This is a genomic window from Streptomyces malachitofuscus (assembly GCF_055571035.1).
The window spans coordinates 87013-101142 of sequence record NZ_JBVIGA010000012.1 but is presented as its reverse complement, the minus strand read 5'-3'; the positions used below and the strand labels follow the sequence as shown (position 1 = coordinate 101142).

Genomic DNA, 14130 nt, shown 5'->3' with positions numbered 1-14130 from the left:
TCGCCGTCGTACTCGCCGGACCGGGGACCGGGCGTACTCGCCCGACCGGGGACCGGGCGTACGCGCCCGACCGGGATGGGGCGTCAGCCGGCCAGCAGCTCCTTCACCGCGGCGGCCACCCGGCCGCCCTCCGCCTGTCCGGCCACCTTCGGGTTCACGATCTTCATCACGGCGCCCATGGCCCGCGGCCCTTCCGCACCCGCCGCCTTCGCCTCCTCCACGGCCTGGGAGACGATCGCGTTCAGCTCCTCGTCGGACAGCTGCTTGGGCAGGTACGCGGCCAGGACCTCGCCCTCCGCCTTCTCCCGCTCGGACTGCTCCGGGCGGCCGCCCTGCGCGAACGCCTCCGCCGCCTCGCGGCGCTTCTTCGCCTCGCGGGTGATCACCTTCTGCACCTCGTCGTCGGAGAGCTCACGCTTCTCCTTCCCCGCGACCTCCTCCTTGGTGATCGCGGCGAGCGTCAGCCGGAGCGTCGAGGAGCGGAGCTCGTCGCGCTCCTTGATCGCGGCGTTGAGGTCATCCTGCAGCTTCGACTTGAGCGTGGTCATGGCTCGATTGTCGCAGGTGCGGGGACCGGGACGCCTGCACATTTAAGGCGCCCTGGCTGAAGGCGCGTTCGGCCGGCCGTCCAAGGTCTGACACGATGGACGTATGCGCGCGCGATACGGAATCCCCCTGGGAATCACGGCGGCCGGTGCCGCCGGACTGCTGTACGCGGCGGGCTTCGAGGCCCGCTCCTTCCGACTGCGGCGGGTGACCGTCCCCGTCCTGCCCTCGGGGATGCGCCCCCTGCGCGTGCTCCAGGTCTCCGACATCCACATGGTCGGCGGCCAGCGCAAGAAGCAGCGCTGGCTGCGCTCCCTGGCGGGCCTGCGCCCCGACTTCGTGATCAACACGGGCGACAACCTCTCCGACCCCGAGGGCGTCCCCGAGGTCCTCGACGCGCTCGGCCCCCTGATGGAGTTCCCGGGCGCGTACGTCTTCGGCTCCAACGACTACTACGGCCCCAAGCCGCGCAACCCCGCCCGCTACCTGCTCGAGAAGGTCCAGGGCCGGCACGGCCTGAACGGCAATCCGCCCGTGGTCGGCGCGATCCACAACCCGTGGGAGGACCTGCGGGACGGATTCGACTCGGCGGGCTGGCTGAACCTGACCAACACCAGGGGCACCCTGAAGATCGAGGGCGCGTCCGTCGAGCTGACCGGCCTGGACGACCCGCACATCAAGCGCGACCGCTACCCGGAGGTGGCCGGCGGCCCCTCGGACGCCGCGGACTTCTCCATGGCCGTCGTCCACGCCCCCTACCTGCGCGTCCTGGACGCCTTCACGGCCGACGGCTATCCCCTGGTCCTGGCCGGCCACACCCACGGCGGCCAGCTCTGCATCCCCTTCTACGGCGCCCTGGTCACCAACTGCGACCTGGACACGGACCGCGTGAAGGGCCTGTCCACGCACACGGCGGAGGGCCGTACGTCCTACCTCCACGTCTCGGCGGGCTGCGGCACCAGCCGCTACACACCGGTGCGCTTCGCCTGCCCCCCGGAGGCGACCCTGCTGACCCTCGTGGACCGGGACCAGGGCACCCTCCGGTAACCCGTCCGGCCCACTCATATCGCCCCCTACGGGACATCCGCTCACGCTGGGGTGCATGACCGCCCCGATACCCAGGGACATCCCGGACCTCCCCGCCCTGCCGCGCACGAGGCCCCGGATCCTCCCCTCCGCCGTCCCCGCCAGAGCCGTCGTACCGCTGGTACGGCGGCCCGTGGCAGCGGCGTACCGCCTGGCACTGGCGCTGCTGGCAACCGGCGCGGTACTGGTCGAGACCCTCCTCGGCAGCCCGGCCCGGGTCCTGAGCTACTTCGCGATCCAGAGCGCGGTCGTGCTGGCCGTGGTCATGCTGGCATCGGCCCGCCGCGCGTGGCTCGCCCGCCATCCGCTTCCGGGCGCCGTCACCGGAGCGACACTCCTCTACGTGACCATGGCGGCCCTGGTCCACCACGTGCTCCTGGCGGACACCACCCCCCGCTTCGCCATGGCGGACGGCTCCGCCGGACCCGCCCGGCTGGAGCCCCTCGCGGCCCTCACCCTGCACACGGTGCTCCCGGTCGCCGCACTCCTGGAGTGGCTCCTCCTCTCCCCACCCGCCCGCATGCACCTCCGCCAGGCCGCGACCTGGCTGCTCTACCCCCTGGCCTACCTGGCCTTCACCCTGGCCCGGGGCGAACTCCTCCCCGGCTCCCCCACCCGCTACCTCTACCCCTTCCTGGACGTCGTCCGGCACGGCTACAAGAACGTCCTCGCCAACGCCCTCCTCGTCGGCCTCGCCTTCTACGCCCTGGCCGTCCTCCTCGTCGCCCTGGACCACGCCCGCCCGAACCCGGTCCGCCGTCGCTCCTCGAAAACCGGATTTCGTCTCTAGCCACCGGTGGGCTAAAGTAAACGTCGTCGCCGCGACAGCAGCGACGATCGGGGTGTAGCGCAGCTTGGCAGCGCGCTTCGTTCGGGACGAAGAGGTCGTGGGTTCAAATCCCGCCACCCCGACAGCCGAAACACCAGGTGAGGCACCTACTCGATTGAGTAGGTGCCTCACCTGTTTCGTGTGCGCGTCCATCTGTGTGGTGACGACCGGTTCCCGTGTGTCAACAGCCGCTGCGGATCAGCGCCGAAAATCCGGGGCCGGGGCGGAGGACTGCGTCTGGAGCACGGCTGGTCGCTCGGTCGGGTCCACCGGAGCGAGGCCGAGGCCACCGGGCTGTTGCTGAGACTGACCATCGCCGAGAAGGTCGGTTCCCCCGCTGCTGCTGGACGACGTGCGCTCGATCGCCCGCAAGATCGCCACCTCGCTCGCCCCGGCGCAGGCCCGGCGGATCCTGGCGTCCGCAAAGGGATCCTTGTTGTGGGTGAGGGAGCGTCATGGGGCCTGGAGGTCCTGTACGACGATCATGAACGCCTTGTCGTTCACGTTCTCCACCGCGCCTCGCGTGGCCGTCGACGTTCAGCAGGCGTGGGAGAGGGACGACGGTGCGGTTGCCGGGTTCCCCATCCACGAGGAGGTGGGACGGAAGGGCAGGTGGCGAAGCAGCAGGGCGCGGGGAAGAAGTCGCCCTTGGCGAACCACTGGGGGCGCTGGGCGTTGATGAGCCGGACGACGCCGGCAGTTGGTCAGTAGCTGCACCGGGTCGGACACCACATGCCGGCCGGAGTGAGTGACGGGCTGAAACGCCACCGAGCGGACGGCCGGATGGTCGGGTTCCGACGGGCATCACGCGCTGCTTCCCCCTGCTCGGTCAGGACGGCCCTGAGTCGCTCACACATGGGTCAGGGGCCGTCCGCTCCAGGGGCTCCCGACCTTCCGGTCGGATCCTCCGGCTGGATCATGATCACGGGATCATTGCCCTTCAACTGTTGCCAGACCCCCACCAGGGCGACTACCTGCGCCACGAAGAACGCCACTTGCACGGAAGCTGTGCGCAACTGATAGATGGACAACAGCAGCGCTGCCTTCGTGGGCCAGTAGTGTCCTTCTTGGCGGAACGTGTCGATGTCCATGGCCACGCCGGTCAACGTCAGCACGAGCATGGTCAGTCCCAGCCAGAGAACGAGGGTGCCAACGGGCTGGCCCACCGCACGGCTGATGAGCCAGTGGGCGCCCACCGGCATGGCGTACACGAGGCAGAGCAGCGTAGCCTTCGCCGGACCGCGACGGCCTGGCAGAAGACGCCACAGGGCTCCCAGCACGAAACCCGAGGATGCCCAGGTGACCTCGGTCGTGACGGCGTAGTCCAGAAGGGAGGCCGCGCCGAAGCGGTCCCTGGCCACATCGCCCCACAGGCTTCCGCGTACGTTGTCCGCCCAGAAGCTCACGCAGGTGGCGGGGAGTGCGAACAGGGCGGCGAAGAGGGCGGCTCGGCAGCCGTTGAGCCACCAGGTGGCACGTGGGCCCCAGGCGAGAGCGAGTTCCACTGCGTCCACCGAGTCGGGGAGGCGTCGGCCGGCGTGGGGAGCCGTGGCTCCCGGCGGGTTCCACCGATGCAACTGGTCAAGTTTTTGCTCCAGTTGGGGCCGCTCGCTGTCCTGGTCACCCTGCTCCAGACGGCGTAGCCTCGCATGAAGATCACGGTACTCGCGTGCCGACTCGATCAGCCAGTGCCGGTCAGTTTCCCGGATGATGGTGCGCAGGCGTGCTCCCGGTGTGCCGGCCGTGGTCGGTGCCAGTCTCTGCGCCAGCAACGCTCGGTGATTTCCAAGTGCGAGCAGACCGGCTCCTGCGAGCAGGACGACGGGCACACTCGTCATCACGGCGGTCTCCAGACCGACGTACCAGCCGGGCTTCGGCGCGATGGTCACCACATAGAACGTGGCGATGAGCAGCGCCTCCGGCACTCCCGGGGACACTGCTGAGGCACCGGGCGCCTTGGCCCGAGCGGCGATCACGGCGAGGAACGCCCCGATGAGGCCGTACCACCAGCAGATCCAGGGATGGAACCAATCGGTCCACCAGGAGGGGAACCAGCACAGTTGGTTGTAGATGTACGTCAACTGCCACCGGTCGTAGTACTCGCCCTGGCTGCTCAACCAGGTGTGCTGTTCCCAGACATTCTGCTCTGCCCATACAGCGAAGGTCACGAGCGCCGCCGACACCAGGACGCACGCGGCGAGAACCCACCAGGGAAACGTCCCCCTCTGCTCCGTTCCGGCCGTCTGCACACGCCCTCCTCCGCGCAGCCGCAAAAGTGCCGAAACGAAGCCCACCAGCCAGACAAAGGCCACACAGCCGCAGGCGAGCGCGAGCCAGAAGAACCCGCCCGCCTGCCGAAGACGTTCGACGTCGTCCACGTTTTCGTGGTCCAGCCAGAAGCCGGTTGGCAGCCCGAACCAGCCGGGCCTGACCGCCACGACGACGACGTATGCACTCGCCAGGGCAGAAGCGGCGGCGGCATCAACACGGGGCCTGCCGAAGAAACAAAAGGCGGCACCGCCGCACACGGCGAGAAGAAGATCGATCGTCACGCGGTGCACTCGCCACCACGTGATTACTCCGTAGTCGCCGGAGACGGAGAATAATTGATCATCGACCTCGAACACCAGCATGGCGACAAACGTCAGGCCAGCCCACAGCAGCAGGTTTCGCCGGGTGGCCGATTCCGCCGGTGTGTCCCCCGACGGCAGGACCGGAGAGCGCGACAGCTTTCGTATCACGAGCAGGATCACGGGGAAGAGCGCGAGGTCCCAGGACAGCCAGAACACCGACCGCAGGAGGTACCAGGGCTTGTCGTCCCACCTAACGGCCAAGGCCTTGGCCGCCGGTGGCTGAAGCCGTACTGTCACCTTCGGTGGATCATCCGTTCCCCTGGGGCGGTCCCAAATCAGATCGGTGGACGAGCCCTTGGTCGGGACCGGGTCCACGGCACGCGCCGCGCGTCCGCCCAAATCGACTGTGATCTGCTGCCACCATGCCTGTCGAAGGGCTTGAGGGCTCTCCAGGGTCAGCGTCCAGTACCGCTTTCCCATGCCTATGCGCCACGGTCCCACATCCCGGTCGCTCACCGTGCTGGCATACGTGACGGCCCGGTGCTGCACCGTGATTGTCTTTTCCTGGACCGTGACCTTGGGTGGCCACGGCCGCCACTCGGTGTCCCGGTAGGGAAAGAAGTCGTCGGGGTCGCGCAAAATGCAGCGCATCGCCCCCCGAAACTCTTCCGTATCTCCGTTGAGCAGCAGGGCGGACGCCGAGTGCCAGGTCTTCGGCACCTCGACAACCAGGGCGGATTCGGCTTTCGTGTAGTCCTCGCCGTCATGTTTGATCCGAAGTGACGTGGTCACCTTCGCGGACTTCAGCCCGTCCGTATGGCAGTTGAGGTGATCCGACGCCCACGCGTCCGTAACCGAGCCCGCATCGTGCAGCACGAACAACCCAACAAGCACCAGCAGCAAGGCCAGCCTACGCATCTCCCGCCCCCGTTTCCCCGACAGCCATATACCCATGTCGGGGGAGTCGCACTACGGGCACTGCATCTGCGCGCAGCGGAAGTCCCGGCGCTTGGGAGCCGGGACGGAGCCGGCAGTCGCGTTGTCCTGCGTGCGCGGCGCGTACCGTGTCTCACCCTGTGGGTTCGATGCGGAGGACTGCTGTCTTGGAGGACGTCTTGACGACCTCCAGGCTCATGGTGTCGTTGATGGTCGCCACGGTTCCCTCGTCGCAGCGGAGGCCGACGCCTCCGCCGCCCGCGGAGGACACGCCGCCGCCTCCCGAGCAGCCCGAGATGCTGTAGCCCGACCCCGTCAGCGGTGCGGTCATCTCGACGGTGCCGTCCGCGATCGTCTTCACCTCGATGGGGCCCAGGCCGTAGGTGTCCGGCACGTTCACCACGTCCCCCGCCTCGACCGTGATCTCGCAGGTGCCGTCGGCGCAGGGGCCGGTGGGGGTGGGGCTGGGGCTGGGTGCGGTTGGCGTGGAGCGGGTGTTGGTGGGGCCGGCCTTGGCGGAGGACCCGTCCGAGGAGTCCGACGGGTCCGAGGAACAGGACGTGACCGCGGCCAGGACAAGGGCGGCGATCACGGCGGCCGTTGACGTTCTGCGCATCATGCCCGCCATGGAATCCCGCCTCGGCCGGGACCCCTCCCGACGGCTGCCGCCGGGGTGCGGGGCGGGTGCCGCGGCAATTCCGGAGTGTCGTAGGGTGCCTCGTTCATGGTCCGTGGGAACACTCGCATGGGTAGGGGGACGGTTGTGGGCGGCGCTTCGCGCATGGGGTATACGCCGTTGCCGGACGGCGGTGTGCGATACGACCTGGCCACGCGGGAGCGGCGGCGGCTGTCGGTGGTGGCCCATCTCGACGGGTCCCGGACGTTGAACGTGTACGGCACGGACGACGCGGACGCCGACGCGCTGTCCTTGCGGCTGGCCGCCGACGAGGCGACGGTGCTCATCGATGCGGTGATGCCCGCCCGGCACAGTCCGAGCCTGCTGGCGACGGCCGAGCTGGGGCTGGTCGCCGAGCGGATCGGGATTCCGGATGCCTCGCGCTGGCACGGGCTGTCGCTGGGCGACACCCGGATGCGCACGGAGACCGGGGTGTCGGTCGTGGCGGTACTGCGCCGGGACGAGGCGATCCCGTCCCCGGGGCCGGACTTCCGGCTGGCCGGCGGTGACACCCTCATCGTGATCGGCACGCGTGAGGGCGTCGGGACCGTCGGCGAGGTCCTCGGCCGGTAGCGGTACCGAGCCGCCCGGCGCGGTCAGGCTTGAGCGGGCTCCGCCTGTTCCATGGCCGGCGGCGACACGCACAGGCCTCATCGGCAGGTGCCGCGCCCGGTCAGACGTGAGCGGCTCCGGCTGTTCCATAGCCGGCGCCAACACACACAGGCCGCGGCGGCAGGTGCGGTACCCGGTCACACGTGTGCGGGCTCCGGCTGTTCCGTGGTGGCCGGGGGCACGGGCGAGCCGGGGCCGCGGGTGAAGGGGCCGGTCAGACGTGTCCAGGCTCCGGCCGTTCCGTGGCGGCCAGGGACACGCACAGGCCGGGGCCGCGGGTGAAGCGGCCGGTCAGGCGTGTGCGGGCTCCGGCTGTTCCGTGGTGGCCGGGGGCACGGGCGGGCCGGGGCGGCGGGTGAAGCGCCGGGCCAGGGGCTCGGTCCAGCGGGCGGTGAGCGGGCCGATCACGACCAGGATCAGGACGTACGCCGTGGCCAGGGGGCCGATGCGGGGCTCGACGCCGACGGCGAGGCCCGCGATGACGATGGAGAACTCGCCCCGCGCGACGAGGGTGCCGCCCGCGCGCCACCGGCCCCCGCCCCGGATGCCCACCCGGCGTGCGGCGTACCAGCCGGTGGCGATCTTGGTGAGCGCGGTGGCGACGGCCAGGAGCAGCGCCGGCAGCAGCACGGGCGGGATGTCGGCCGGGTCGGTGGAGAGGCCGAAGAAGACGAAGAAGACGGCGGCGAACAGGTCCCGCAGGGGGGTGAGCAGGATGCTCGCGCCCTCGGCGACCTCACCGGACAGGGCGATACCGACCAGGAAGGCGCCGACGGCGGCCGACACCTGCACTTCCTGGGCAAGGCCGGCGACCAGGAGGGTCAGCCCGAGGACGACCAGCAGCAGCATCTCCGCGTTGTCGGAGGAGACCGCGCGGCTGATCAGCCGGCCGTGGCGCAGGGCGACGTAGAGGACGGCGCCGACGGTGCCCAGGGAGATCAGCAGGGTGACGGAGCCGCCGGCCAGTCCGGCGCCGGCCAGCAGGGCGGTGAGGATCGGCAGGTACACGGCCATGGCGAGGTCCTCGATGACCAGCACGCCGAGCACCACGGGCGTTTCGCGGTTGCCGAGCCGGCGCAGGTCGCCGAGGACCTTGGCGATGACGCCGGAGGAGGAGATCCAGGTGACACCGGCCAGCGCGACGGCGGCCACCGGGCCCCAGCCCAGCAGCAGTGCCGCCACGGCGCCGGGTATCGCGTTGAGGACGAAGTCGACCGCGCCGGAGGGGTATTGGGTCTTGAGGTTGGTGACCAGCTCCGAGGCGCTGTACTCCAGGCCCAGCAGGAGCAGCAGCAGGATGACGCCGATCTCGGCGCCGGTGGCGGTGAACTCCTCGCTGGCCTGCAGGGGGAGGATGCCGCCGTGGCCGAAGGCGAGTCCGGCCAGCAGGTAGAGGGGGATGGGCGAGAAGCCCATCCGTCCGGCGAGGCGGCCCAGCAGGCCCAACGCGAGAATGATCGCGCCGAGTTCGATGAGCATGGCGGTGGTGTTGTGCACGGGCGTCGGTCCTCCGGTTCGGTGACGGCGGCGTCAGTGCCTTCGGTCGGCAGGGGGCGGCCGCGCGGCGGCGGCAGCGGGCAGGCGGGCGGTTCTCGGCAGGCCGCTCGTCGGCGAGCAGGCGTGACCGGTGCGGCTGGGTGAGGGAGGTGGTCGGCGCCCGGGCGGGACAGGCGCGTGGCGGCCGGGCGGCGGGCCCACGGTCGGGCAGGACGCTGCGCCGGGACCGGGCCGGGAGGTCAGACGCCGGAGAGGGCGGTACCCGGTTCGGGAACGCTGTCACGGGCGGCGTTGTCGATGCGTACAGGCCGGTTCATGTCACGTCGACGCATGTCATGTTCCCCCTGTCACCATCGAGAGCCAGTCCCACGGAATGAGCATTCGGTCGCTCAATGGAGCGCCAAGGCTCGGTAAATAAGTTTAGCGCACGACTAATTTCCTATTTTTCGCGTTCACCTGTTTATCCACCGGAAACGCTTGCGGCTATCCGTCGGACATGCGCGGAGATCCGTGTTCACCGAGCCAGCGGGCCAGCTTGCCGTGGCGGCCGATGGCACGCAGCCGGCGCTCCGCCGCTTCCCGGGTCGGCGGCGTCGTGATGAGCAGGAGTTCATCGCCGGCGCGCAGCACGGTGTCCCGGTCGGGGACGAGAGTGACGCCGCCGCGGACGATCAGGGTGATGACCGCGGGGGGAGGCAGCCGCAGCTCGAAGACGGCGACACCGTGCAGCCGGGAGCCCTCCGGAATGGTCACGGTGAGCAGGTCGGCGTCCAGGACGTCGAGGGGGGCCGTCTCCACCTGGATCTCGCGCAGCGCGCCGCTGCGGACCAGCCCCAGGCGCCGGGCGAGGGCGGGCAGGACGGGGCCCTGGATGAGGGTGAAGAGGATCACGAGGACGAACACGATGTTGAGCACGTCGCGTGCCCCGGCGATCCCCGCGACGATCGGGAAGGTGGTGAGCACGATCGGCACCGCGCCGCGCAGGCCCGCCCAGGAGATGAACGCCTGCTCACGCCAGGGGATCGGGAAGGGCAGCAGACACAGCACGACCGAGATCGGGCGGGCGACCAGCAGCAGCACCGATCCGACGACGAGCGCCGGGATGATCGCCGAGGGCAGTTCGCTGGGGTCGACCAGCAGTCCGAGCATGACGAACAGGCCGATCTGGGCGAGCCATCCGACGCCCTCGGCGAAGGAACGGGTGGCGGCCCGGTGCGGCAGCTGGGAGTTGCCCAGCACCAGGCCGGACAGATAGGCGGCGATGATGCCGCTGGCGTTGACCGCCCCCGCGGCGGCGAAGGCGATGACGCCGAAGCCGACCGTCGCCAGGGGGTACAGCCCCGTGGCCGGCAGGGCGATGTGCCGCAGTGCGGCGGCACCCAGCCGTCCGGCCAGCACGCCGAGTGCGCCGCCCACCGCGAGCTGGTACAGCAGATTGAGCACGAGGGACCCGGGACCGGGCAGGTCGGCGGTGGCGGTGGAGAACACCGTGACCAGGATGATGGTCGGGGCGTCGTTGAAGCCGGACTCCGCCTCCACCAGTCCGCGCAGCTTCTCGGGCATCGGCAGTGCGCGCAGGACGGCGAACACGGCGGCGGCGTCGGTGGAGGAGACGATCGCCCCGAGCAGCAGCGCCGGCTGCCAGTCCATGCCCAGCAGGAAGTGCGCTCCGGCGGCGGTCACCATGACCGACAGGGCCACGCCCACGGTGGCCAGCACACTGGCGGGGGCCAGCCGGCGCCGGACGTCGTCCCAGCGGGTGCTCAGACCTCCCTCGACGAGGATCAGCCCCAACGCCGCGGTCCCCAGCGCCTGGGCCAGCTGGGCGTCGTCGAACTCCAGGCCCAGCCCGTCCTCGCCGGCGACGACACCGACGGCCAGGAACAGCAGCAGGCTCGGCAGGCCCACGCGGTGGGCGGTGCGGGCGGCGGCGATGCTGGCCAGCAGGACGGCGCCGCCGATCAGCAGCGTCACATACAGCTCGGACAGGGTCATCGACCGGTTCCCGTTCCGTTCCCGATTCCACCTTCAGGATCCGGGCGGTGGCGGGTCACGGCGGTTCCGCATCCGACGGTGCGGGTCGAACATCTCTCCGGCGACACCGGCCAGGACCAGCCCGGCGGCGATGAGCAGCCCGTGGGCCAGGGCCATGCCGACGCCCAGGGCGGCCAGCGCGACGGTGAGCAGCAGCCAGGCCCTGCTGTACCGGTACTCGCGCGGGCGGCAGGGGCGGCCGTGCCCGAGGCCCCGTGCGAAGCGGGGGTCCTCGTGGTGCAGCCGGGCCGCGATCTCGTGGAGCCGTTTGTCATCCGGTGCGTCCATCGCCCTCTCCTCGGCCGCCCTTTCGGGGCGGGGGGCGGTGGGAAGACGTCGTAGCGGTCGCCGGTGTGCTCCATGTGCTCTCCTTGCGCATCCCGTGCCTCACGATCACACCAGGACGAAGTGGCGGCGCAGCTCTCCTCGGCGGGACACGGCACCGCAGGCACGCCGAGCCGCCGACGGGCCGAAATCCTCGCCGGCGCGCCGCGCAGCACGGTGGTGACGCCGCCCGGCCATGCCGAGGACACCGTCCGGCGCGGTGGCGACCCGGTGCACCCGCTCCGTCGCGATCAGCGCGTAAACGGCGGCGAACACCGCCACGGCCGGCCATGCGGTGACGCTCATCGCGGCCCGCTCGGCGCTGATCCCACCCCTCCGGCGGATTGGGGCCCGCGTTCCCAAGCGGCCGCGGAACGACACAGCAGCAGCAGCATCAGCCGGGCCAGGACGGTCACTTCGCCGGTGTGGCCTGTTCGCTGCTGTGCCGCGCGCATGAGGGGGCGGTGCTCCTCTCTGGAGCCGGCAGCCCCGCAGGGTCCGCTCCGCGAGCGGTACTCATGTGGCAGGACGGACACGGGGCAGGGCCGGGGAGTGTGTTGATCACACCCTCTCCCCCGCTCGACCGCGCGCACCATCGAGAACGACACCCAAATGGGGTGGGGTCGGACCTGTACGGATGTCGCGAGACGTGGGTGTCGTCCCTGATGGCCCGTGCGCTCTTCAGGGCACGGTGATCACGGTCTTGCCGCGGGCGTGCCCGCGCTCGACGTGCCGTACCGCCTCGGCCGCATCGGACAGAGCGTAGGTCCGGTCGACGACCGGGGCGAGCCGTCCGGACCCGATGAGCGCGGTGACGGCGAGCAGATCCTCGTGGACCGGGCCGGCCGGAGCTGCCGGGAGGATCACGCGCAGCCGCTGCCGGACGAAGGCGTTGAGGGCCGACACCCGCAGCATGGCACCCATCGCCCCGAAGACGTGACCGGGCGAGCCGCCGCCGTTGGCGACCAGGGTGCCCGTCGGGGTGAGCACCCTGCGCAGCCTGGCCGGCGGGTGGTTGCCCACGTTGTCCAGGATGACGTCGTAGCGAGGGCTGCCTTCGGTGAAGTCCTCCCGGGTGTGGTCGACGACGTGCGTCGCGCCCAGTGAGCGCACCAGATCGGCGTGGCCGGTGCTGCACACGCCGGTGACCTCCGCGTCCAGCGCCGCGGCCGTCTGTACGGCGAACGTCCCCACGCCGCCACCGGCACCGTTGACCAGCACGCGCTGCCCCGCCCGCACCCGCCCCACGGTCCGGATACCGCGCAGGGCGGTCACCGCGCCCATCGGGACGGCCGCCGCCTGCTCGAAGGTGAGACCCACGGGCTTGGGCACCAGCAGCTCCGGGGTGGTGAGCGCGTACTCGGCGAAGGAGCCCGGGCAGAAGCCCAGCACCTCGTCCCCGGGCCGGAGCCCGTGCACCTCGGCGCCGACCGCGTCCACCAGGCCGGCCGCGTCGATCCCGGCCACCCGGGACTTCGGGCGGGTCAGCCCCACGCCCGGGGTCAGCCGCGCCGCGTACGGGTCGCCGCGGAGCATGTGCCAGTCGTACGGGTTGACCGCGGCGGCCCTCACCCGCACCCGCACCTGGCCCGGGCCCGGTTCGGGGAGGTCGACGTCCGCCGCCCGCAGGCTCTCCGGCGGGCCGAAACGGTCCTGAACGATCGCCTTCATCCGGTCTCCCCCATCACTTCGCCGATGGACGCACACACCGAGGTGTACGGCGTACACTCGCCATCATGGGTGTACGCCGTACACCTCGCAAGAGGGAGGACGGGAGAATCAGTGCGCGGCGGCGTGGAGGCGTTCGAGGCCGTCCAGCGTCAGATCCAGCGCGAACTCGAACTCGAACTGGTCGTCGCACCCCGTGCCGACGACGGACCCCTCGTCATGGGCGACCGCCATGGCCAGTGCGGTGATGTGCGGAAAGCGCGCGGCCATCTCCTCGGGCGGCAGCGCGTCCGGGTCCGGCTCGCGGTCCGAGGTGTCGTCGAACAACTCCTGGGAGAAGCCCAGCAGACGGCTGCCCATGACGTGCATCGCGTGGTGGACCAGGTCGAGCGAGAACCCCCCGGCGCGGAAGAGGCCGATCATCGAGTCCAGGTACGCCATCACCGTGGGCGTCGGGGCGGTCCGCGCCTTCATCCGCGTCTCGATGACCCCGGACGCCCATGGATGGCGCAGCAGCATGCGACGGGCCGACAGCACCCGCAGGCGGACGGCGGTCTTCCAGCCGGCGTCCGCGACCGGTGGGTCGATCTCGCCGACGACGGCGTCGATCATGCCGTCGAGCAGCTCGTCCTTGTTGGCGACGTGCTTGTACAGCGCCATCGGTACGACCCCGAGCGCCTGCGCGATCCTGCGCATGCTGAGCGCGTCGACCCCGCCCTCGTCGGCGAGGGCGACGGCGGCGGACAGCACCCGCTGCCTGCTCAGCGGCGTGCGGGGCCGGTGGGGAGCGTCGGCCGCCTGCCCGGTCATCTGCACCATCCCTGTTCGTACGCACCGGACCGCCGGGGGTGTACGGCGTCCACCTACGGTGTGCGCCATGGTAGGCCCCGCCCGGTGCGGTACTAGCTCCCGGACGCGATGGCCGGAGTCGCCCACTCGACGAACTGGACGACGATCCCGTTGGGGTCGGTGACCTGGAACAGCCGCTCGCCGGACGGCTCCTGGCGCAGGGGCAAGGTGACGGCCACCCCCCGGTCCCGCAGCCGCCGCTCCTCGCCCTCGATGCCGGTGACGGTGAAGGCCAGGACGAACCCGGCGGCATGCCGGTCGCGCCGGTCGGCGGGCAGGACCTCGCTGCCCCGGCGCAGCAGGACGATGTCGACGGCTGCGTCGCCCCGGGTCAGCGAGGCGAAACCGTCGTCGGCGGCGATCTCCTTGTAACCGAGGTGGGCGGTGAAGAACTTCAGCGAGGCGGTCACGTCGTCGACGGTGAGCGAGACGGTGGAGACGGTGATCTGCATGCGTTCCTCTTCTCGTTGCGGGGTCGGTCCGCCGGGTGGGCGAACTCG

13 protein-coding genes and 1 tRNA gene are annotated in these 14130 nt (G+C 70.8%); 4 read left to right on the top strand and 10 right to left on the bottom strand.

The genetic code is table 11. The annotated features are described in order from the left end of the window. Nucleotides 1–83: 83 nt before the first annotated feature. Nucleotides 84–548 (bottom strand): GatB/YqeY domain-containing protein, encoded by a 465-nt coding sequence (locus ACZ44S_RS19045; RefSeq protein ID WP_466930448.1) that lies wholly within the window; start codon nucleotides 546–548, stop codon nucleotides 84–86. 103 nt (nucleotides 549–651) lie between these two features. Here ACZ44S_RS19045 and ACZ44S_RS19040 point away from each other — a divergent pair, with 103 nt between their 5' ends. The 3 genes from ACZ44S_RS19040 (at nucleotide 652) to ACZ44S_RS19030 (ending at nucleotide 2544) form a co-directional block, all read left to right on the top strand. After that, nucleotides 652–1593, top strand: coding sequence for a metallophosphoesterase (locus ACZ44S_RS19040; RefSeq protein WP_466930447.1), 942 nt, complete (start codon nucleotides 652–654; stop codon nucleotides 1591–1593). Nucleotides 1594–1648: 55 nt separating this feature from the next. Beyond that, complete coding sequence (locus ACZ44S_RS19035) at nucleotides 1649–2422, top strand: Pr6Pr family membrane protein (RefSeq protein ID WP_466930445.1); 774 nt, start codon at nucleotides 1649–1651, stop codon at nucleotides 2420–2422. A gap of 48 nt (nucleotides 2423–2470) precedes the next feature. After that, nucleotides 2471–2544, top strand: a tRNA-Pro gene (locus ACZ44S_RS19030). 777 nt (nucleotides 2545–3321) lie between these two features. On the opposite strand, the gene ACZ44S_RS19025 is transcribed toward ACZ44S_RS19030, so the two are convergent. Together ACZ44S_RS19025 and ACZ44S_RS19020 are read right to left on the bottom strand one after the other, a co-directional pair. Beyond that, nucleotides 3322–5952 (bottom strand): DUF6185 family protein, encoded by a 2631-nt coding sequence (locus ACZ44S_RS19025; RefSeq protein ID WP_466930443.1) that lies wholly within the window; start codon nucleotides 5950–5952, stop codon nucleotides 3322–3324. Between the two features lie 151 nt (nucleotides 5953–6103). Then, complete coding sequence (locus ACZ44S_RS19020; protein ID WP_466930441.1) at nucleotides 6104–6589, bottom strand: hypothetical protein; 486 nt, start codon at nucleotides 6587–6589, stop codon at nucleotides 6104–6106. 162 nt (nucleotides 6590–6751) lie between these two features. Between ACZ44S_RS19020 and ACZ44S_RS19015 the strand changes: the two genes are divergently transcribed. Further along, nucleotides 6752–7219 carry a cation:proton antiporter regulatory subunit gene (locus tag ACZ44S_RS19015; protein ID WP_466930439.1) on the top strand — a complete coding sequence of 156 codons (468 nt, stop codon included), beginning with the start codon at nucleotides 6752–6754 and terminating at the stop codon, nucleotides 7217–7219. A gap of 330 nt (nucleotides 7220–7549) precedes the next feature. Here ACZ44S_RS19015 and ACZ44S_RS19010 read toward each other — a convergent pair whose 3' ends face one another. The 7 genes from ACZ44S_RS19010 to ACZ44S_RS18980 all read right to left on the bottom strand — a co-directional run bounded on the left by ACZ44S_RS19010 (nucleotide 7550) and on the right by ACZ44S_RS18980 (nucleotide 14082). Continuing rightward, a complete protein-coding gene (locus tag ACZ44S_RS19010) occupies nucleotides 7550–8755 on the bottom strand; it encodes a cation:proton antiporter (protein WP_466930437.1) in 1206 nt (401 codons plus the stop codon). A 483-nt stretch (nucleotides 8756–9238) separates the two neighbouring features. Then, the gene (locus tag ACZ44S_RS19005) at nucleotides 9239–10750 is read right to left on the bottom strand and encodes a potassium/proton antiporter (protein ID WP_466930434.1); all 1512 of its coding nucleotides are present in this window, start codon (nucleotides 10748–10750) and stop codon (nucleotides 9239–9241) included. Between the two features lie 33 nt (nucleotides 10751–10783). Beyond that, nucleotides 10784–11077: a DUF3040 domain-containing protein gene (locus tag ACZ44S_RS19000; protein ID WP_466930433.1), complete on the bottom strand. Its 294-nt coding sequence runs from the start codon at nucleotides 11075–11077 to the stop codon at nucleotides 10784–10786. Nucleotides 11078–11182: 105 nt separating this feature from the next. Then, on the bottom strand, nucleotides 11183–11419 hold the full coding sequence (locus tag ACZ44S_RS18995; protein WP_466930431.1) for a hypothetical protein: 237 nt from the start codon (nucleotides 11417–11419) through the stop codon (nucleotides 11183–11185). Between the two features lie 375 nt (nucleotides 11420–11794). After that, the gene (locus tag ACZ44S_RS18990; protein WP_466930428.1) at nucleotides 11795–12784 is read right to left on the bottom strand and encodes an NAD(P)-dependent alcohol dehydrogenase; all 990 of its coding nucleotides are present in this window, start codon (nucleotides 12782–12784) and stop codon (nucleotides 11795–11797) included. Between the two features lie 108 nt (nucleotides 12785–12892). Beyond that, nucleotides 12893–13591, bottom strand: a complete 699-nt coding sequence (locus ACZ44S_RS18985; RefSeq protein WP_466930426.1) for a TetR family transcriptional regulator — start codon at nucleotides 13589–13591, stop codon at nucleotides 12893–12895. A gap of 92 nt (nucleotides 13592–13683) precedes the next feature. Beyond that, complete coding sequence (locus ACZ44S_RS18980) at nucleotides 13684–14082, bottom strand: VOC family protein (protein ID WP_466930425.1); 399 nt, start codon at nucleotides 14080–14082, stop codon at nucleotides 13684–13686. Nucleotides 14083–14130 lie beyond the last annotated feature (48 nt).